Source organism: Curtobacterium sp. PhB170, assembly GCF_003752345.1.
Lineage (GTDB): Bacteria > Actinomycetota > Actinomycetes > Actinomycetales > Microbacteriaceae > Curtobacterium.
In genome coordinates this window covers 91,845-110,504 of sequence record NZ_RJUM01000014.1, presented here as the reverse complement: position 1 = coordinate 110,504, position 18,660 = coordinate 91,845, and the positions used below count along the sequence as shown (strand labels likewise).

Annotated in this window: 14 protein-coding genes; 7 read left to right on the top strand and 7 right to left on the bottom strand. The window is 71.3% G+C overall.

Annotated elements, in window-relative coordinates; all coding sequences use genetic code 11:
• Position 1: 1 nt before the first annotated feature.
• Positions 2-2,875 (bottom strand): Rne/Rng family ribonuclease, encoded by a 2,874-nt coding sequence (locus EDF40_RS17585; RefSeq protein ID WP_123341078.1) that lies wholly within the window; start codon positions 2,873-2,875, stop codon positions 2-4.
• Between the two features lie 349 nt (positions 2,876-3,224).
• Here EDF40_RS17585 and EDF40_RS17580 point away from each other — a divergent pair, with 349 nt between their 5' ends.
• Entirely contained in the window at positions 3,225-3,827 is a 603-nt protein-coding gene (locus tag EDF40_RS17580) for a vitamin K epoxide reductase family protein (protein WP_243649877.1), read from the top strand.
• 122 nt (positions 3,828-3,949) lie between these two features.
• Positions 3,950-4,801 carry a thioredoxin domain-containing protein gene (locus EDF40_RS17575; RefSeq protein ID WP_148053905.1) on the top strand — a complete coding sequence of 284 codons (852 nt, stop codon included), beginning with the start codon at positions 3,950-3,952 and terminating at the stop codon, positions 4,799-4,801.
• Positions 4,802-4,873: 72 nt separating this feature from the next.
• Here the strand turns inward: EDF40_RS17575 and EDF40_RS17570 are convergent, their stop codons facing one another.
• The 5 genes from EDF40_RS17570 to ileS are packed head-to-tail and all read right to left on the bottom strand — an operon-like array spanning position 4,874 to position 11,330.
• The gene (locus EDF40_RS17570; protein WP_123341081.1) at positions 4,874-5,722 is read right to left on the bottom strand and encodes a thioredoxin domain-containing protein; all 849 of its coding nucleotides are present in this window, start codon (positions 5,720-5,722) and stop codon (positions 4,874-4,876) included.
• Between the two features lie 19 nt (positions 5,723-5,741).
• On the bottom strand, positions 5,742-6,161 hold the full coding sequence (ndk, locus tag EDF40_RS17565) for a nucleoside-diphosphate kinase (protein WP_111084529.1): 420 nt from the start codon (positions 6,159-6,161) through the stop codon (positions 5,742-5,744).
• Between the two features lie 38 nt (positions 6,162-6,199).
• Positions 6,200-6,616, bottom strand: coding sequence for a DUF4233 domain-containing protein (locus tag EDF40_RS17560; protein WP_123341082.1), 417 nt, complete (start codon positions 6,614-6,616; stop codon positions 6,200-6,202).
• Positions 6,613-8,079, bottom strand: coding sequence for a folylpolyglutamate synthase/dihydrofolate synthase family protein (locus EDF40_RS17555; protein WP_185003204.1), 1,467 nt, complete (start codon positions 8,077-8,079; stop codon positions 6,613-6,615). Before EDF40_RS17555 ends, EDF40_RS17560 begins: the two co-directional genes overlap by 4 nt.
• A complete protein-coding gene (gene ileS, locus EDF40_RS17550; RefSeq protein ID WP_123341083.1) occupies positions 8,076-11,330 on the bottom strand; it encodes an isoleucine--tRNA ligase in 3,255 nt (1,084 codons plus the stop codon). The genes EDF40_RS17555 and ileS overlap by 4 nt, the downstream gene beginning before the upstream one ends.
• 244 nt (positions 11,331-11,574) lie before the next feature.
• Between ileS and EDF40_RS17545 the strand changes: the two genes are divergently transcribed.
• Complete coding sequence (locus EDF40_RS17545) at positions 11,575-12,609, top strand: cation diffusion facilitator family transporter (RefSeq protein ID WP_111084526.1); 1,035 nt, start codon at positions 11,575-11,577, stop codon at positions 12,607-12,609.
• Between the two features lie 28 nt (positions 12,610-12,637).
• Here EDF40_RS17545 and EDF40_RS17540 read toward each other — a convergent pair whose 3' ends face one another.
• Entirely contained in the window at positions 12,638-13,237 is a 600-nt protein-coding gene (locus EDF40_RS17540; protein ID WP_123341084.1) for a TetR/AcrR family transcriptional regulator, read from the bottom strand.
• A gap of 32 nt (positions 13,238-13,269) precedes the next feature.
• Between EDF40_RS17540 and EDF40_RS17535 the strand changes: the two genes are divergently transcribed.
• Genes EDF40_RS17535 through EDF40_RS17520 form a run of 4 tightly spaced genes read left to right on the top strand, consistent with a single transcriptional unit; the run spans position 13,270 to position 18,564 of the window.
• Entirely contained in the window at positions 13,270-14,889 is a 1,620-nt protein-coding gene (locus EDF40_RS17535) for an ABC transporter substrate-binding protein (RefSeq protein ID WP_123341085.1), read from the top strand.
• A 5-nt stretch (positions 14,890-14,894) separates the two neighbouring features.
• Positions 14,895-15,947: an ABC transporter permease gene (locus EDF40_RS17530; protein ID WP_260213539.1), complete on the top strand. Its 1,053-nt coding sequence runs from the start codon at positions 14,895-14,897 to the stop codon at positions 15,945-15,947.
• Positions 15,944-16,840 carry an ABC transporter permease gene (locus EDF40_RS17525; RefSeq protein ID WP_260213540.1) on the top strand — a complete coding sequence of 299 codons (897 nt, stop codon included), beginning with the start codon at positions 15,944-15,946 and terminating at the stop codon, positions 16,838-16,840. Before EDF40_RS17530 ends, EDF40_RS17525 begins: the two co-directional genes overlap by 4 nt.
• A complete protein-coding gene (locus EDF40_RS17520; RefSeq protein ID WP_123341086.1) occupies positions 16,837-18,564 on the top strand; it encodes an ABC transporter ATP-binding protein in 1,728 nt (575 codons plus the stop codon). Before EDF40_RS17525 ends, EDF40_RS17520 begins: the two co-directional genes overlap by 4 nt.
• Positions 18,565-18,660 lie beyond the last annotated feature (96 nt).

The following is an 18,660-nucleotide window of genomic DNA, read 5'->3' as shown; positions in this document are numbered from 1 at the left end:
CTCAGTTCCCCAGGATGACGGAGCCGTCGGTGTCCTCGCCGGATGCACCCTCGGTCGTGGCCGGCGCACTGATGCTCGGCGACGACACCCGGCGGGACCGCGAACGACCCTGACCCGGCTGCTTCGGCTCCGGCAGCGCCTGGAGCACGGAGTCCAACAGCGACTCGGCGTCCGGGGCGACCTGCCGCGGCTCGCGCTTCGGGGCGGCGTTGAGCGGGATGTCCAGGATCGCGACCGTGTTCTCGGTCGGGGTCACCGTCGCGCTGGAGCTGACCCGACGGCGGGCCGGGGCCTTGGCCTTCGGCTCGGCGGCAGGAGCAGCAGCCTCGGCGACCGCCTGCTTCGGGGCAGCCTGCTTCGGCTGGTCGCGCTTCGGCTCGGCCTGCTTCGGCTCGACAGCCGTCTCCGCCTCGACTGCGACGGGCGCCGACTCGGTGACCTCGGTGGCCTCGGTCGCGGCAGCGTTCGCCTGCTCGCCGCTCCGTCCACCCCGGCCGCCACGGCGCCGACGCTTCGACCCGGTGGGCTGTTCGCCCGCTCCGGAGTCGTCGGACGCGGACGTCGCTGCGGGCACGTCGGCCGAAGCCGGTGCCTCCGCCGAGGTCGGCGATGCCGGTGAGTCCTCGTGCGGGATCGTCGAGGCGGCGATCCGCGACAGCGCGCTCTTCACGTCGTCGGTGATCTGGTGCGCCTGGCTCGACTGCCCGTTCGACGAACCGGAACCCGAGCCACCGCCGGAGTTGCCCCCGCCGTTGCCGTGCCCGTTGCCACCGTTGCCGTTGCCACCGTTGCCGTTGTTGCCGGCACCACTGCGCCCCTTGCGACGCCCCTTGCTCGGGCCCGGGTCGGCGTTGTTGTCGTTGACCTTCGCGTTGACCTCGTCGAGCGACTCGCGCAGGCCGACGCCGATCTTCTTGCGGGTCATCTGCACGAGGCCGAGCGAGGTGACCTCGGCGACCTGGTGCTTCGTGCGGTCGCGGCTCAGGCACTCGATCAGGCGACGGAGCACGAGGTCGCGGTTCTCCTCGAGCACCATGTCGATGAAGTCGACGACGATGATGCCGCCGATGTCGCGCAGGCGGAGCTGGCGGACGAGTTCCTCGGCGGCCTCGAGGTTGTTCTTCGTGACCGTCTCCTCGAGGTTGCCCCCGGAGCCGACGAACTTGCCCGTGTTGACGTCGACGACCGTCATGGCCTCGGTGCGGTCGATGACGAGCGAACCACCGGAGGGCAGCCAGACCTTGCGGTCGAGCGCCTTGTCGATCTGCTCGTTCAGGCGGTACTCCTCGAAGGAGTCCGGGCCCTCGTAGCGGACGACGCGGTCCTTCAGGTCGGGCGCGACGGCCGACAGGTACTCGTCGATGGTGCCGCCGGCGGCCTCGCCGTCGATGATGAGCTTCGTGAAGTCCTCGTTGAAGACGTCACGCACGATCTTGACGAGCAGGTCCGGTTCCGAGTGCAGCATCACCGGGGCCTGGCCACCGGCGACCTTCTTCTGGATGGCCTCCCACTGGCTGGTGAGGCGCTGCACGTCGCGGGTGAGCTGTTCCTCGGTCGCACCTTCGGCAGCGGTGCGCACGATGACGCCCGCGTGCTCCGGCAGGACCTCCTTCAGGATCTTCTTCAGGCGCGCACGCTCGGTGTCGGGCAGCTTGCGCGAGATCCCGTTCATCGAGCCGTTCGGCACGTAGACCAGGTAGCGACCGGGCAGCGAGACCTGGCTGGTCAGGCGGGCACCCTTGTGGCCGACGGGGTCCTTCGTGACCTGCACCAGGACCTTGTCGCCCGGCTTGAGCGCGGCCTCGATGCGACGGCCGTGGCTGGTGTCGACCGAGTTCCAGTCGACCTCGCCGGCGTACAGCACGGCGTTGCGGCCGCGGCCGATGTCGACGAAGGCGGCCTCCATCGAGGGCAGGACGTTCTGCACCTTGCCGAGGTAGACGTTGCCGATCAGCGACACGTTCTCGGACTTGGTGATGTAGTGCTCGGCGAGGATGCCGTCCTCGAGCACGCCGATCTCGATGGTCGACGAGCTGGAGCGCACGATCATCTGGCGGTCGACGCTCTCGCGGCGGGCGAGGAACTCATCCTCGCTCACGACCTGGCGGCGTCGTCCGGCGTCACGGCCGTCGCGGCGACGCTGCTTCTTCGCCTCGAGCCGGGTCGAGCCCTTGATGCGCTGCGGCTCGGTGATGAGCTCGGGCTCGCGGCGGCGGGGCTCCTGGTGGTCGCGCGGCTCGCGCGGCGCACGGGCTTCGCGGTCGGCGCTGCTCCCCCGACGACGCGAGCGCCGACGAGATCCGCCCTGCTCCTCGCGGTCCTCGGAGTCGTACCGGTCATCGCGGTCGAACCGGTCCTCGCGCTCGGAGCGGTCGGAGCGCTCGTAGCGGTCGTCTCGGTCGTCCTCGTCGCGCTCGTACCGCGCGGCACGGCGCGGCAGCTCCGGCAGGACGGGGGCGTGGAAGATCAGGCTGAGCGTGCTCGTCGCCTTCGGGACGAACGGCTCGGCTGGGGCGGCGGGTTCGCTCGCCTCGGCCGTCGGCTCGGTCTCGGTCGGACGGGAGGCACCACTCGGCTCCGCCACGTCGGCTGCGGGCTCGGTCGGCTCGGCCTCGACCACCGGCAGGTCGCCGGTCAGCGTGCTCACGTCGTCCGGCTCGGCGCTCTGCGCGGAGACGGCCTCGACCGCGACGGACACGGCTTCTGCCGGTGCCCCGTCCGTCAGTGCGAGGGGCTCGTCGACGGCCGGCACCTGCACGGCGTCGGCCGCGACCTGCTGGCCGGACGACCGGGCGCGGCGTCCGCCGAACAGGCGGGTCCGACGCTTCGGGGCGTTCTCGTCGTTGGTCGTGTTGTCGTTGTTCTGCTCCACCATGGACTGGCGCACTCCTCGGCCCCACTCGCACCCTTGTCAGGCGGCGGGAATTCTTTGGTTGTGGCGGTGGCGTCGACGCCCCGCGCTCGCTGTCTTCGTGATCGGTCTGCGTCAACTTCTCGTTGCGTCCGCTGCCGTTCCGGTCCGGGCACCCGGCCCGGGTCGGCTCGGCGTCGGAGTGACGCTGTCCCGACCACGGTGCGCTCTCACCGCACCTGATCGTCCGGACACTGCCCCGTGGGGCACTGCCCGGAAAGCTCTCTTCGGTCTGCAGTTGCCCACACGACCTCCGGCCAGTATCGCACGCCGCTCCCGGAAAGGACCGGAAGCCGCATGCGATGATGACGGCGTGAGCACGTCAGCGCCTGCCCCCCGTCGTCCGATCGCGATGGCCGTCTTCCTCTTGATCACCGGGTTCGTCGGCCTGTACGGGTCCTTCTCCCTGGTGCTCGACGAGTTCAAGAAGTACGCCGACCCCGACACGGTGCTCTCCTGCGACGTGAACCCGTTCATCAGCTGCTCGGACGTGATGGCGAGCTGGCAGGGTCACCTGTTCGGGTTCCCGAACCCACTGCTCGGAGTGATGGGCTTCGTCGCGCCGATCGCCGTCGCGGTGATGATGCTCGCGGGCTTCCGCAACGGTTCACGGTGGTTCTGGATCGCGTTCAACGCCGGCGTGTTCCTGGCGTGGGTCTTCGTGACGTGGCTCTTCACCCAGACCGTCTGGTTCATCGGCGCGCTGTGCCCGTGGTGCATGCTCGTGTGGTCGATGACGATCCCGATGTTCTGGGTGTTCACGATCTGGAACGCCGCGCAGGGCCGCTTCGGTGCTCGCACGCAGCGGGTCGGCCGGGCACTGCTCCCGTTCTGCTGGGCGTTCCCGCTGGCGAACTACCTGTTCATCATCGTGACGATCATCATCAAGTTCCCGACCATCCTGACGGTCTTCTGATCTGCTGCTGGGCGTCCCCGATGCGGTGTCCATGACGCATCGATGACGTGTCACCGAACTCCTGGGGGCTTCACAGGCAGGACGCCCGATCGACCTCTGTGCAGCACCTACGCTCGATCTCGATGAGCGAGAACGAGAGCAAGAAGGTCCGTCGTGACGCCGCCCGAGAGCGCGCTCGCGAAGCCCGGGTGCAGGAACAGGCGCGACGTCGCCGCAACAAGACGCTCGGGATCAGCGGCATCATCGTCGGCAGCCTGGCGGTCGTCGCCGTGGTCGTCCTGGTGATCGCGAACTCGGTGCAACCCGCTGGGCCCGGACCGCGCAACATGGCGAGCGACGGCATCCTGTTCACCGGCCAGAGCGGCGAGATCGTGCCCGTCGAGACGAAGGCCACGCCCGACGGCGGGACCCCGACGGCGACGAAGCAGGACGACTCGGTGGCGAACATCACCGTGTACTCGGACTACATGTGCCCGTACTGCAACCAGTTCGAGACGGCGCAGATGGACCAGGTCGAACAGTGGGTGAAGGCCGGCTCTGCGACGCTCGAACTGCACCCGTTCAACCTGCTCGACCGGGTGTCGCTCGGGTCGAAGTACTCCACGCGCTCCGCCGCCGCGGCCGCCTGCGTCGCAGACTACGACCCGGATGCGTTCCTGGCGTACAACACGTCGCTCTACGAGAACCAGCCGTCCGAGAGCACCAAGGGCCTGACGAACGACGAGCTCGCTTCCCTGGCGAAGGACGCCGGCGCGACGAACAGCAAGGTCGCCTCGTGCATCACCGGGCAGCACTTCGCCGGGTGGGTCGCCGACGCCACGAACCGGGTGATGGACGACCCGATCCCGAACTCGTCGCTCGACAAGGTGACGAGCACCCCGACGATCATCGTCAACGGCAAGCAGTTCACCGGCTCCCTGACCGACACCGACGCCTTCGCGTCCTTCGTCGAGCAGAACGGCGGCGCCGCGTAGGCACGAGGCAGCGCGACGACGAAGGCCCCCGCTTCCGGATGGAAGCGGGGGCCTTCGCTCGTGCGGGTGGTGCTACTTCGCCGCGGCGTCGATCGCGGTGATGACCGTGCTGAGGTCGTCGAGGCGCTTGCCGTTGACGACCACGGTCGGCGTGCCGAAGCCCTGCGTGCCCTGCAGTGCCTCGTCCGCGGTGACGAGCTTGGTGGACTTCGTCACCCAGCCCTTGAACTGCTCGGTCGACAGGCACTCGGAGACGTTCGACCCGGTCGCGCCGCCGGCTTTCACGAGCTTCGCGATCTCGGCGTTCGTCAGGCCGGAGGTGCCCTCGGTGGGCTGGTTGTCGAAGAACTGCGTCTGGACGTCCAGGAACTTGTCCGGCGCGTAGTTCGCGACGCACATCGCGGCGTTCGCGGCCCGGCTGGCGTAGCGCGAGCTCTGGTAGCTGCGGTCGAGGATCGACACCGGCTGGATGGCCAGCGTCGCGTCGCCGGACTTCACCTTGTCCAGGATCTGGCCGGCGTAGGCGGCCTCGAACTGCTTGCAGACCGGGCAGGCCCAGTCGACGTACTCGGTGACCGCGACCGCACCGTCGGTGTTCGACGTCGGGACTGCCGACGGGGTGCCCTTCGCGGTGACGGCCTTGGTGGTCACCGGGGTGACCTCGCCGCCCTCGCCGGTGAACTGGATCGCGCCGGTGGCCATGTTCTTCGGCCCGGCAGCGGACACGGCGGGTGCGTTGTTCACGTTCACCACGACGAGCGTGATGATCGCGGCGATCGCGATGATGCCCAGGCCGATACCGCCCTGCAGGAACCACTTGTTGCGGCGCTTGCGACGCTTCTCGGCATCGGCGCGCTGGCGCGAGACCTCACGCGCGTGCTGGCGACGCTCGTTCTTGGTGGGTCGGTCGTTGTTCGTCACGAGTCGTTCCCCCGGCGTCTCAGGCGAACCAGAGCGCGAGCTCGCGCGCCGACGACTCGGTGCTGTCCGACCCGTGCACCAGGTTCTGCTGCACCTTGAGGCCCCAGTCGCGACCGAGGTCGCCGCGGATGGTGCCGGGCGCGGCGCTGGTGGGGTCGGTGGTGCCGGCGAGCGACCGGAAGCCGGCGATCACGCCGTTGCCGGCGACGCGCACGGCGACGACCGGACCGGACTGCATGAACTCGACGAGCGGCTCGAAGAACGGCTTGCCCTGGTGCTCCTCGTAGTGCGCGTCCAACAGGTCGCGCGGCGCGGTGAGCATCTTCAGGTCGACGATCTCGTAGCCCTTCGACTCGATGCGGCGGAGGATCTCACCGGTGAGCTGGCGGGCGACGCCGTCGGGCTTGACGAGGACGAGGGTCTCTTCGAGGTCGGACACGCAGTACTCCTAGTGTGTTCGCGGGATCGGAGGGGTGGTCAGTCCTCGCCCATGGCGGCCCGGCGCGCAGCGTTCTGGCGGTCGAGCTGACCGCCCTTGACGAAGCAGAAGACCCACAGCGCCAGGAACACCACGGCGACCGCGAACATGAACGGTTCGATGAACCCGGTGGCGAGGATGGCCGCCTGCAGCAGCCACCCGAACCCTACACCGGCGGGGTTGCCGGTCAGGCGTGAGGCCAGCGCCAGCACGACCATCGCACCGATGCCGCCGCCGAACGCCAGGGCCGGCGGCAGGGTCCCCTTGCCGAACACGACGAGCATCGGGAAGAAGAACATGATCGCCTCGAGCACGAGCGCGATCGACAGCAGGCTCTCCTGCGCCCCGCGGTCGCGTCGCGGCTTCCGGGTGCGCGGTGCGCGCCCTGGCCGGGAGGCCCGTGGTGCGTTCGTCACTTCGTCTCGCCTTCCCGGTGGACCAGGTCCATGACCGCACCCACCATCACGATGGAGCCCGCGACGAGCACGAGGGCGTCCTCGGCGTCCGCCTCGTCCGCCAGGTCGCGTGCCTGCTGGAGCGCGGCGGCGAGCGACGGTTCGACGACGACACGGTCCGCGCCGACCTCGTCCACGACGACCTTCGCGAAGGCGTCCGCGTCGAGGGCACGCTCCCCCGGGGGCTGCGTGACGACGAAGGTCTCGACGGTGCCCTTCAGCGCGCGGACGAACCCGCGGGCGTCCTTGTCGCCGAGGATCCCGACGACGCCGACGACGTGCTCGGACGGGAAGGCCACCGGCAGGGCCTCGGCCAGGGCCTTGGCACCGTGCGGGTTGTGCGCCGCGTCGACCACGACGGTCGGGTCGGTGGCGATCGGCTGGAGGCGACCCGGGCTGGTGGCACCGGCGAGGCCCTCGGACAGGACGTCCTCGTCGAGCGCCTGGGTGCCCCGACCGAGGAACGACTCGACCGCGGCGATCGCGACGGCCGCGTTGTGCGCCTGGTGCCGCCCGAACAGCGGCAGGAACAGGTCGTCGTAGCGGCCGGCGATCCCCTGCACGGTGATGAGCTGACCGCCCACCGCCGGCGTGACGTCGACGACGCTGAAACCGGTGCCCTCGACCGCGAGGGTCGACTCGGTGAGCTCGGCGGCACGCTCGAGTTCGACGAGGGCCTCGGGGACCTGCTCGCTCGACACCACGGCGGACGACGGCTTGATGATCCCGGACTTGGTCCGCGCGATCTCCGCAACGGTGCTGCCGAGCTGCTTCGCGTGGTCGATGGCGATCGGCGTGAACACCGCGACCTGGCTCTGCACGACGTTGGTGGAGTCCCACTCGCCGCCCATGCCGACCTCGATCACGGCGACGTCGACCGGCGCCTCGGCGAAGCACGCCAGGGCCAGGACGGTCAGTGCCTCGAAGAAGGTGAGCGGGAGCTCGCCCTTGGCGGTGAGCTCCTGGTCGGTCAGTTCGAGGACCGGGGCGATGTCGTCCCAGTTCTCGACGAGCCGGCTCGGCTCGATCGGCTGCCCGTCGATGACGATGCGCTCCCGGATCGACACCAGGTGCGGGCTCGTCATCAGGCCGGTGCGCAGACCGTGGGCGCGGACGATGCTCTCGGTCGTGCGCGCGGTGGACGTCTTGCCGTTCGTGCCGGTGATGTGGATCACCGGGTACGCCAGGTGCGGGTCGCCGAGCAGCTCGACGGCGCGACGGGTCGCGGTCAGGCGGTGCTCGGGCGACTGCTCACCGATCCGGGCGTACAGGGCGGCCTCGACGCGCTTGACCTCGTCGTCGTCACCGCCGTACGGCACGGCTTCGACCGGAGCGTCACCGGACGGCCCCACCGGGATCCGGATGCCGTCCTCGTCGTGCTGGTCGTGCTGGTCGTGCTCGTCGTACTGGTCGTCGTCGCTCATGCGCGTGACACCTCCACGGTCACCTTCGCGCCGTCACCGACATCGGTGGTGGCGCCTGCCCCGAGGGGCACGATCTCGATGCTCGTCGCCAGGGTCTCCCCGGCGATGAGCTGCTGGTGGGTGCGCACCGACGCGTCGGCGGCCTCGTCGACCCCGAGGGTCAGGACGATGCGGTCGCTGACGTCCAGGTCGGCGTCGCGTCGGGCCTGCTGGACGGCGCGGACGACGTCGCGGGCGAGCCCCTCGGCCTCGAGCTCGGGCGTGGTCACGGTGTCGAGCACCACGAAGCCGCCCTCGTCGAGGAACGCCACGGCGACCGACGGGTCGGCGACGGTGAGGTCGAGCGTGTACTCGCCCTCGACCAGGTCGACACCGCCGACGGTCACGCCGGACTCGGTCGCGGTCCAGTCGCCCTTCTTCGCGGCCGGGATCACCTGCTGCACGGCCTTGCCGATGCGCGGGCCGGCGACGCGGGCGTTGACTGTGAGCTTCCGCTCGATGCCGTACTGCGCCAGGGACTCCTCGGCCTGGGCCTCGAGCACGACCCGCTTGACGTTCAGCTCGTCGCGCAGGATGTCGGCGAACGGTTCGACCGCCGCCGGGTCCGGCACCACGAGGGTGAGCGTGGCGAGCGGCAGCCGGACGCGCTTGCCGGTCGCCTTGCGGAGCGCGAGGCCCTTCGAGGCGACGTCGCGCACGCGGTCCATCGCCGCGACGAGGGCGTCGTCCGCGGGGAACTCGGCCGCGTCGGGGAAGTCCGTCAGGTGCACGCTCCGACCACCGGTCAGGCCCTTCCAGATCTCCTCGGTGACGAGCGGGGCGAGCGGGGCCGCGACGCGCGTCAGGGTCTCGAGCACCGTGTACAGGGTGTCGAACGCCGCACGGGCGTCGTCCCCTGCCGCGCCGTCGGCCCCGGTCCAGAACTTGTCGCGCGACCGGCGGACGTACCAGTTCGTCAGCACGTCGGCGAAGTCGCGGACGGCCTGGGCCGCGAGCGGGGTGTCGAGCGCGTCGAGGTGCTGCTGCACGTCGGACACGAGCACCCGGGTCTTCGCGAGCAGGTACCGGTCGAGCACGTCGGTCGAGTCGGTCCGACGCTGGGCCTGGTACCCGTCCGGCCCGGAGGCGTTCGCGTACAGGGTGAAGAAGTAGTACGTCGACCACAGCGGGAGCATGAACTCACGGACGCCCTGGCGGATGCCCTCTTCGGTGACGACGAGGTTGCCGCCGCGGATCACCGACGAGGACATCAGGAACCAGCGCATGGCGTCAGCGCCGTCGCGGTCGAACACCTCGGAGACGTCCGGGTAGTTCCGCAGCGACTTCGACATCTTCTGACCGTCCGAGCCGAGGACGATGCCGTGGCTGATGACGTTCTTGAAGGCCGGTCGGTCGAACAGCGCGGTGGACAGCACGTGCATGACGTAGAACCAGCCGCGGGTCTGCCCGATGTACTCGACGATGAAGTCGGCCGGGTTGTGCGACTCGAACCACTCCCGGTTCTCGAACGGGTAGTGCACCTGGGCGTACGGCATCGACCCGGAGTCGAACCAGACGTCGAACACGTCGGTGATCCGGCGCATCGTCGAGTTCCCCGTGGGGTCGTCGGGGTTCGGGCGGGTCAGGTCGTCGATGAACGGGCGGTGCAGGTCGACCTCGCCGTCGGCGTTCAGCGGCAGGCGACCGAAGTCGCGCTCGATGTCCTCGAGCGCGCCGTACACGTCGGTGCGCGGGTACTCGGGGTCGTCGGACTGCCACACCGGGATCGGCGTGCCGAAGTAACGGTTGCGCGACACCGACCAGTCGATGGCGTTGCCGACCCACTTGCCGAACTGGCCGTCCTTGACGTTCTCCGGCACCCAGTTGATGTCCTGGTTGAGCTCGCCCATGCGGTCGCGGAAGTCGGTGACTCGCACGAACCACGACGACACGGCCTTGTAGATGAGGGGCTTCCGGCACCGCCAGCAGTGCGGGTAGCTGTGCTCGTAGGACGCCTGGCGGAGCAGGCGACCGGCGTCGCGGACGGCCTTGGTCAGCGGCTTGTTCGCGTCGGACCAGAGCATGCCGGCGACCTCGCCGAACTGCGAGGTGAAGACCCCGCCCTCGTCGAGGGAGAGCACCACGGGGATGCCGGCGGCAGCACAGACCACCTGGTCGTCGGCACCGTAGGCAGGGGCCTGGTGCACGATGCCGGTGCCCTCGCCGGTCTCGACGTAGTCGGCGACCAGGATGCGCCAGGCGTGCTCCATGCCCTCGGCATCGACGAGGAAGTCGAACAGGCGCTCGTACTCGACGCCGTCGAGCTCCGCACCCGCCAGGGTGCGGACGACCGCGGCAGCGGCGTCCTCGGCCGTCTCGTAGCCGAGGTCCTTCGCGTAGGCGGCCACGGTGTCCGAAGCCAGCAGGTAGTGGACGGAACCGGCGTCGGCGCCGTCAGCCGCGCCTCCCGGCCCCGCAGGGAGCACCACGTACGAGACCGCAGGCCCGACGGCCAGCGCGGCGTTCGTGGGCAGGGTCCAGGGGGTCGTCGTCCAGGCGAGCGCACGCACGCCGGCCAGCCCGAGCGACTCGGCGCGCGCACCCTGCAGCGGGAACGACACCGTGACGGACTGGTCCTGGCGCATCTTGTAGACGTCGTCGTCCATGCGCAGCTCGTGGTTCGACAGCGGCGTCTGGTCGTTCCAGCAGTACGGCAGGACCCGGAAGCCCTCGTACGCCAGGCCCTTGTCCCAGAGCTGCTTCCACGCCCACAGCACGCTCTCCATGAACGTGGTGTCGAGCGTCTTGTAGTCGTCCTCGAAGTCGACCCAGCGCGCCTGGCGGGTGACGTACTGCTGCCACTCGTCGGTGTACTGCAGCACGGACTTCTTGGCGGCGGCGTTGAACACGTCGACGCCCATCTCGTCGATCTCGTGCTTCTCGGTGATGCCGAGCTGGCGCATCGCCTCGAGCTCGGCGGGCAGCCCGTGGGTGTCCCAGCCGAAGCGGCGGTGCACCTGCTTGCCGCGCATGGTCTGGTAGCGCGGGAAGACGTCCTTCGCGTACCCGGTCAGCAGGTGACCGTAGTGCGGCAGGCCGTTCGCGAACGGCGGGCCGTCGTAGAAGGTCCACTCGTCGCAGCCCTGGCGCTGGTCGATGGACGCCTGGAACGTGTCGTCGCCCTTCCAGAAGGCGAGGATCCCCCGCTCGACGGCGGGGAAGGACGGCGAGGGGACGACGCCATCGGCATCGGCGTTCAACGGGTACGGCACCGGGGCTCCTTGTGGGTTCGCTCGATCTCCACGAGGACGGAGCAGGCTCCGCGGTACCACCTCGCTTGCCACGCCGTGCTGTCCGCACGTCACGACCGCTCGTGTTCGGGTTCGGTGCGGCCCGGTCCGCCCGGTTCTACTGACGAGCCGCTCGCGCGGACCGCGTTCTTCCGGGAGCTCCCCGGTGATGGCCGGATCGACGCTCGTGTGACACGAGTTTAGCGGACGGGAGCATGCTGGAGGGATGCCCGACGACTCTGCCTCCGGCGAACGCCCGGAGTCCTCCCTCACCGTCATCATCGCCTTCGGCGCGAACCTGCTCGTCGCGATCGCGAAGACCATCGCATCGCTCATCTCGGGTTCGGCCTCGATGGTGGCCGAGGCAGCGCACTCGTGGGCGGACACCGGGAACGAGATCTTCCTGCTCGTCGCCGAACGACGGGGCGCGCGGAAGCGTGACACCGCACACCCGCTCGGGTACGGCCGCGAGACCTACATCTGGTCGATGTTCGCCGCGTTCGGGCTGTTCACCGCCGGCGCCATCGTGTCGATCTACCACGGCATCTCCGAGCTCGGCGAGACGGGTCCGGCCGAGGACGTCCTGCTCAACTACATCGTGCTCGCGCTGTCGTTCTGCCTCGAGGGCACGAGCTTCCTGCAGGCCTACCGCCAGGCGCACGGAGCGGCGACGAAGCGCAAGGTGCCGGTGCTGCGCCACGTGCTGCAGTCCTCGAACCCGACGCTGCGGGCCGTGTTCGCCGAGGACGCCGCTGCGCTCATCGGCCTCGTCGTCGCCTTCCTCGGGGTGTTCCTGCACCAGATCACCGGCCTGGCGATCTTCGACGCGATCGGTTCCATCGCGATCGGCGTGCTGCTCGGGGTCGTGGCGATCATCCTCATCGACCGCAACCGCCGCTTCCTGCTCGGCGAGAGCACGTCGCCCGAGCTCGAGAACGCCGTGCTCGTCGAGCTGCTCGGCCGCTCGCAGATCGAACGTGTCACCTACCTGCACCTGGAGTTCGTCGGACCGTCGCGGGTGTACCTCGTCGCGGCCGTCGACCTGACGGGCAACGAGAACGAGGAGCACGTCGCGGTGCGGTTGCGCGACGTCGAGAAGTCGCTCGAGGACAGCCCCTACATCGAGGAGGCCGTGCTGACGCTGAGCTACCCGGGCGACGCCTCGCTGCGGCCGACGAGCGACGAGGTGCCCGAGGTCGTGCGCGACGGGACAGCCTCGGACGTGGCCGCCGGCGGCGCCGGGACGCTGCGCACCGACTGACGGAGGTCGCGCGCGCGAGACGACGGCGTCAGCGGGCGTCGAGGCCGGCGACCACCGGGGTCAGCGCCGCCGCGACGTACTCGACGAGCGGCCGACGAGCCACCCCGTCGGCGACCCACACCCCGAACGCCGCCGCCGCCGCCCCGAGCACAGCGCCAGAGACCGTCTGCGGCCAGAGCGCCCCCGGCTGGTCCCCCGTGCGCCCGGCCACGAAGGCCGCGACGGCCCCGTGCTGCGCCATCACCCGGACGGCGACCCCGGCGACGAGCTCGGAGCCGATGCCCATCACCTCGGCCTGCGCGACCGCCCACGGCACCCGCTCGGGGTCGTGGGCCCGGGCCGCGGCGAGCAGGGCCTGCTCCACCGCACGCACCGCACTGGGTTCGGTCGAGGCCGCCAGGTACCCGGGCAGCCCCGCGACCGCGGCGTCGAGCTCGAGCCACATCACGTCCGACTTCGCCGTGAAGTAGTTGAAGAACGTCGCGCGACTGACCCCCGCGCGCACGGCGATCTGGTCGACCGTGGTGCGTGCGTACCCCTGCTCGAGGAACAGCTCGGCAGCGGCGTCCGCGAGGACCTCGGCGCTCGAGCGTCGGGGCCGGCCACCGCGGCGGATCGGTTCGTCCATGGGCCCCAGTAAACCGCTAGACTCGTCCAGCCATGATCTTGGACTCAGTACAGAAAACCGTCGCCGCCGTCGCGAGCGCCACCGCCGTCGTCCTCGTCCTCGCGGGCTGCAGCGGTGCGGGGACCAGTACCACGAACAGCAAGCCGGTCACCGGCGGGACCCTGACGTACGCCTCCGGCGACGCCGAGCCCACCTGCCTCGACCCGCACGTCGGCGGCAACTACCCGCAGGCGCTCCTGGCGACGCAGTACATCGAGGAGCTCGTCGGGCTCGAGGACGGCGAGCCGACCCCCGAGCTCGCGACGAAGTGGACCACGAGCGACGACGGCAAGACCCTCACCTTCACGCTGCGCGACGACGTCACCTTCACCGACGGCACCCCGTTCGACGCCGCCGCCGTCGTGGCGAACATCGAGCACGTGCAGGACCCGGCCACCGCGTCGAGCACCGGCTACCTCGCGCTGCAGTCCATCACGAAGGCGACGGCCACCGACGACCACACCGTGACGCTCACCCTGAGCCGTCCGGACAGCGCGCTGCTCGAGTCCTTCTCGCAGCCGTGGGTCGGCATGGAGTCCCCGAAGGCGCTCGAACGCGAGCAGGCGACGAACTGCGAGTCGCCCGTCGGAACCGGCCCGTTCGAGGTCGCCGGATGGAAGCACGGCGACCGCGTCACCCTGACGAAGAACAGCGACTACTGGGGGAAGACGAAGCCGCGCCTGTCCGGCATCACGTGGCGGTTCCTGCCCGACTCGACGTCGCGCTACGCGGCGCTGCAGTCCGGCCAGGTCGACGTCATCGACAACGCGCAGCCCGACCAGCTCAAGGCAGCGTCGGCGAAGGGCGCCATCCGCGACCTCGACGCCCCGCGCCCCGGTGCCTCGAACCGCCTCGAGCTGAACTCCGGCCACGGCGTGTTCCGTGACGAGGCCGTGCGGCAGGCGTTCATCGCGGGTGCCGAGATCGACCCCGGCCTGCAGTCGCTGTTCCTCGGCACCGCGAAGCGCTCGTACTCCGTGCTCTCGAGTGCCGAGCCGCTGGCGTACTCGGAGAAGAGCCGGTTCGACTACTCACCGACGAAGGCGAAGCAGCTGCTCGACGACGCCGGCTGGAAGGTCGGGTCGGACGGCATCCGCGTCAAGGACGGCCAGCAGCTCACCGTGACGTTCCCGGTGTCGACGAACCAGTCGGTGCCGGCCGAGCGCAGCCTGTTCCAGCAGATCCAGGCGTCCGAGAAGGCCGTCGGGTTCAAGGTCGTGCTCGACGAACTCGACCTGTCCAGCTGGTACGCGGCCCTCGCGGCGAACGAGTACGACGTCGTCAGCGCCCCGTACACGAAGGTCGGCCCCGACGTCCTGCGGATCCTGTACGACAGCGCGAGCATCGAGCCGGCGCCGTCCGGGTACTTCGCGAACCTCGCGCAGCTCGACGACCCCGCGCTCGACACCCTGCTCGAGCAGGCGGCCCGCACCTCGGACGCCGACGAGCGCGCCGACCTGTACGAGCAGGCGCAGAAGACGATCCTGGCGAGCAACACCGTGCTGCCCCTCTACGACCAGCAGAACCACTTCCTGGTGCGCTCGGCCGTGCACGGCATCCAGACGACCTCGGTGTCCACGCCCTGGTTCGGCACGGCCTGGATCGACCGCTGACGCGGATGCCCTGGGTGTGGTGGGCCGTCCGACGGCTCGCGGGCGGGATCGGCGTGCTCTGGGCCGTCGCGACGATCGTGTTCGTCGCGATCCGGCTCATCCCCGGCGACCCCGCACTCGCGATCCTCGGTGGTCCGGGCTCGCAGGCCTCCGCCGAGGCCGTCGCCCAGGTCCGGCACGAGTACGGCCTCGACCAGCCGGTGCTCGTGCAGTACGCGGTGTTCCTCGGACGCCTCGCCACCCTGCAGCTCGGTGACTCGTACGCCTTCCGCACCCCGGTCGCGACGCTGCTCGGCCAGCAGCTGCCCGTCACGCTCACCCTGGCGGTGGCCGGCCTCGTCGTCGCCTGGGTCCTGGCGATCGTCGCGGCCTGGTGGTCGACGCAGCGCGGTCGGTTCGCAGCCGGGCTGACGAGCGCGCTGAGCGTCACCGCGAGCGTGATGCCGCACTTCTGGCTCGGCAGCGTGCTCATCGTGGTGTTCGCGAGCGCCCTCGGTTGGGTGCCCGCGGTCAGCGACGGAACCGTGCGCGGCTGGGTGCTCCCGGTGCTGACGGTGGCCGTCCCGGTCGCCGGGTACCTGGCCGAGACCGTGCGCGACGGGGTCGTCGACGCGCAACGGTCCGCCTTCGCCCTCGCCGCGCGGGGCCGTGGTGAGACCCGCCTCGGGCTGTTCGCCCGGCACCTGCTCCGCCACGCGGCGCTGCCCGGGATCGCCCTGTCCGCTTGGGCCTTCGGGTCCCTCGTGTCCGGCGCCGTCGTCGTCGAGTCCGTGTTCGCGCTGCCCGGCATCGGTCGCGCCCTGGTGACCGCGGTGACGCAGCGGGACATGCCGCTCGTCGCCGGCATCGCGCTGGTGTCCGCCACCGCCTACGTCGTGGTGCTCGCGGTTGCCGACCTCGTCGAACGTGTGGTCGACCCGCGCAGCGGAGGCCCGCGCACCGGCACCCCGCGCAGCGGAGGCCCGCGCACCGGCACCCCGCGCCCCGGCGCCCCGCGCCCCCGCACCCCGCGAGCCGCGCGACGCCGTGGACCCGGCCCCGAGGCGGCGGCGCGGTGAGCGGCATCGCCGAGCCGAGCCTCCTGGCCGGTGAACCGGTCGACGGACGACCGGCAGCAGCACGTCGCCGGCGACGTGGCCTCGGCGTCCCCGGCGCCGTCGCGGGTGCCGTGGTCCTGCTCGCCGTCGTGGCGGCCGTCTGGCCGGCGCTGCTCGGCGGCGCGGACCCGCTCGCCGTGCACCCGTCCGAGGCGCTCCTCGCACCGAGCGGCGCGCACCCCTTCGGCACCGATGAATCCGGACGCGACGTCCTGTCGCGGGTCGTCGCCGGCACGCGGGCCTCGCTCGTGGTCGGTGTGGCCGCGACCCTGATCGGCGGCGGCACCGGCGTCGTGCTCGGGGTCGTCGCGGGACTGGGCGCCGGCGCCGGGCGTGTCGGCCGGCTGCTCGACGCCGTGATCGGCCGCGTCACCGAGGTCGCCTTCGCCCTGCCGCTGCTGCTCGTCGCCCTGGTGGTCATCGCCGTCACCGGCCCCGGCCCGGTCCCCGCCGTGCTCGCCGTCGGCTTCGCCACCGCCCCGGGCTACGCCCGCATCGTCCGTGGTCTGGTGCGTGCCGCTCGGTCGTCGCAGGTCGTCGAGACCGCCGTGCTGCTCGGCCGCTCCCCGATCCGCATCGTGGTCCGGCACGTCCTGCCCACCGCACTCTGGCCCGTCGTGGCGGTCGCGACGCTCGGCGTCGGCCAGGCGATCGTCTGGGCCTCGGCGCTGAGCTACCTCGGCGTCGGCACACCACCTCCGGCTCCGGAGTGGGGCGCGATGCTCGCCGACGGCCGGACCTACCTGCAGACCGCACCGTGGATGAGCACCTTCCCCGGGCTCGCCATCGTGGTGCTCGCGACCGCCGTCACCGTGCTCGGTCGCGCGATCCGCCGAACAGGAGTCGTCCGATGACCACCGTCCTCGAGGTCCAGGCGCTGCACGTCGCCATCGCGGGCACGCCGATCGTGCACGACGTCGTCCTGCGGGTCGACGCGGGCGAGTGCGTCGCCCTGGTCGGCGCGTCCGGCTCCGGCAAGACCGTCACCGCCCGCGCCGCGCTCGGCCTGTCTGCACCCGGCTCCGCCGTCCGCGCCGACGCCTTCACCGTCGCCGGCCTCGACGTCCGCGCCTTCTCCGATCGTCGGTGGCGCCAGGTACGCGGGTCGCGGGTCGGCTACGTCGGCCAGGAGGCCCTGGGCGCGTTGGACCCGCTGCGTCCCGTCGGGCGCGAGGTCGCCGACAGCCTCCGTCTGCACACCGAGATGGGTGCGGCCGAGCGCGTGGACGCCGTGCGCGATGCCCTGCGCGCAGTGGGCCTCGACCCGGACATCGCGACCGACGGCCGCCTCGCCGGCACGCTGTCGGGCGGGATGCGGCAACGGGCCCTCATCGCCGCGGCCACCATCGGGTCGCCGGAGCTCGTGGTCGCCGACGAGCCCACGACCGCACTGGACGCCGGGGTCGCGGTCACCGTGATGGAGCAGTTGCGGGCGGCACAGCGGCGTGGGGCGGGGCTGCTCGTGATCACGCACGACCTCGGGCTCGTCGCGGGGTGGGCCGACCGGGTGGCCGTCATGCACGAGGGCCGGATCGTCGAGCAGGGCCCGGTCGCCTCGGTGTTGCAGGATCCGCAGCACGCCGCGACGCAGGCCCTGGTGCGTGCTGCGCACGGTGCCGATCTGGTCGACCGGTGCGAGGTTGATGGCTCCGTGCAGGCCTCTGGCGACGCACCGAGCGGGCAACCCCGCACCGAGCGCACGTCCACGCACCGTGCGCCGATCGGCGACCGCGGCACCCAGCGCGCAACCTCGCACGGTGCGAGGGGCGTGCTCGTCGCCGCGGGCCTCGCGCGCGACTACGAGGGCGTCCGCGCCGTCGACGACGTGTCGTTCGGGCTCGACCCTGGGCGGGTGCTCGGGGTGATCGGCACCTCGGGGTCGGGCAAGACCACCCTGGCGCGGATGCTCCTCGGGCTCGAGACGCCCGACGCCGGCACGGTCTCGCTCGACGGAGCGCCGTGGGTACCACTCCCCGAACACGACCGACGACCCCGACGCCACCGCGTCGCGGCCGTCGTGCAGGACCCCGGCGCCACGTTCGACGAGCGGTGGTCGGTCGAGCGGGTCCTCGCCGACGCGTTCTCGCGGGGCGACGACCGCCGCGCCCGTGGCTCCCTCGCCGCCCGGGTGGACGCAGCCCTGCGACAGGTGGACCTCGACCCGGCGCTCCGGCCGCGGTCGCCGCTGACGCTCTCCGGCGGGCAACGACAACGCCTGGCGATCGCCCGGGCGTTGGCCACCGACCCCGAGGTGATCGTCCTCGACGAGCCGGTCACCGCCCTCGACGCCACCGTGCAGGACGCCGTGCTGACCCTGCTCGAGCGGCTCCGCGACGACACCGGCGTGGCGATGGTGTTCGTCTCCCACGACCTGCGGGCCGTGCGCCGGATGGCCGACGACGTGCTCGTCGTGCACCGGGGCGCGGTCGTCGAGCACGGCCCCGCCGCGACGGTGTTCGCGCGCCCGGCGCACCCCGTGACCGCGCACCTGCTGCAGGCCGCCGAGCGGCTCGCCGCCGGCCCGAGTCTCGCGCAGGGCGACCAGCCTCGGGCCGCAGGCCGCGAGGCCGGTCGCTGACGCCGAGTCTCGTGGCCGGGGGCCACGTGCCCTGGACGTGACCGGAGGCCCGGCGCGCGTCCGTGGCGGACGTGCACCGGGCCTCCTGGCCGGGTC

Bases quoted from the DNA above. Each gene is read 5' to 3' on its own strand.
- EDF40_RS17585 (WP_123341078.1), bottom strand. From the start codon at position 2,875: ATGGTGGAGCAGAACAACGACAACACGACCAACGACGAGAACGCCCCG.
- EDF40_RS17575 (WP_148053905.1), top strand. From the start codon at position 3,950: ATGAGCGAGAACGAGAGCAAGAAGGTCCGTCGTGACGCCGCCCGAGAG.
- EDF40_RS17555 (WP_185003204.1), bottom strand. From the start codon at position 8,079: ATGAGCGACGACGACCAGTACGACGAGCACGACCAGCACGACCAGCAC.
- EDF40_RS17545 (WP_111084526.1), top strand. From the start codon at position 11,575: ATGCCCGACGACTCTGCCTCCGGCGAACGCCCGGAGTCCTCCCTCACC.
- EDF40_RS17540 (WP_123341084.1), bottom strand. From the start codon at position 13,237: ATGGACGAACCGATCCGCCGCGGTGGCCGGCCCCGACGCTCGAGCGCC.
- EDF40_RS17535 (WP_123341085.1), top strand. From the start codon at position 13,270: ATGATCTTGGACTCAGTACAGAAAACCGTCGCCGCCGTCGCGAGCGCC.
- EDF40_RS17530 (WP_260213539.1), top strand. From the start codon at position 14,895: ATGCCCTGGGTGTGGTGGGCCGTCCGACGGCTCGCGGGCGGGATCGGC.
- EDF40_RS17520 (WP_123341086.1), top strand. From the start codon at position 16,837: ATGACCACCGTCCTCGAGGTCCAGGCGCTGCACGTCGCCATCGCGGGC.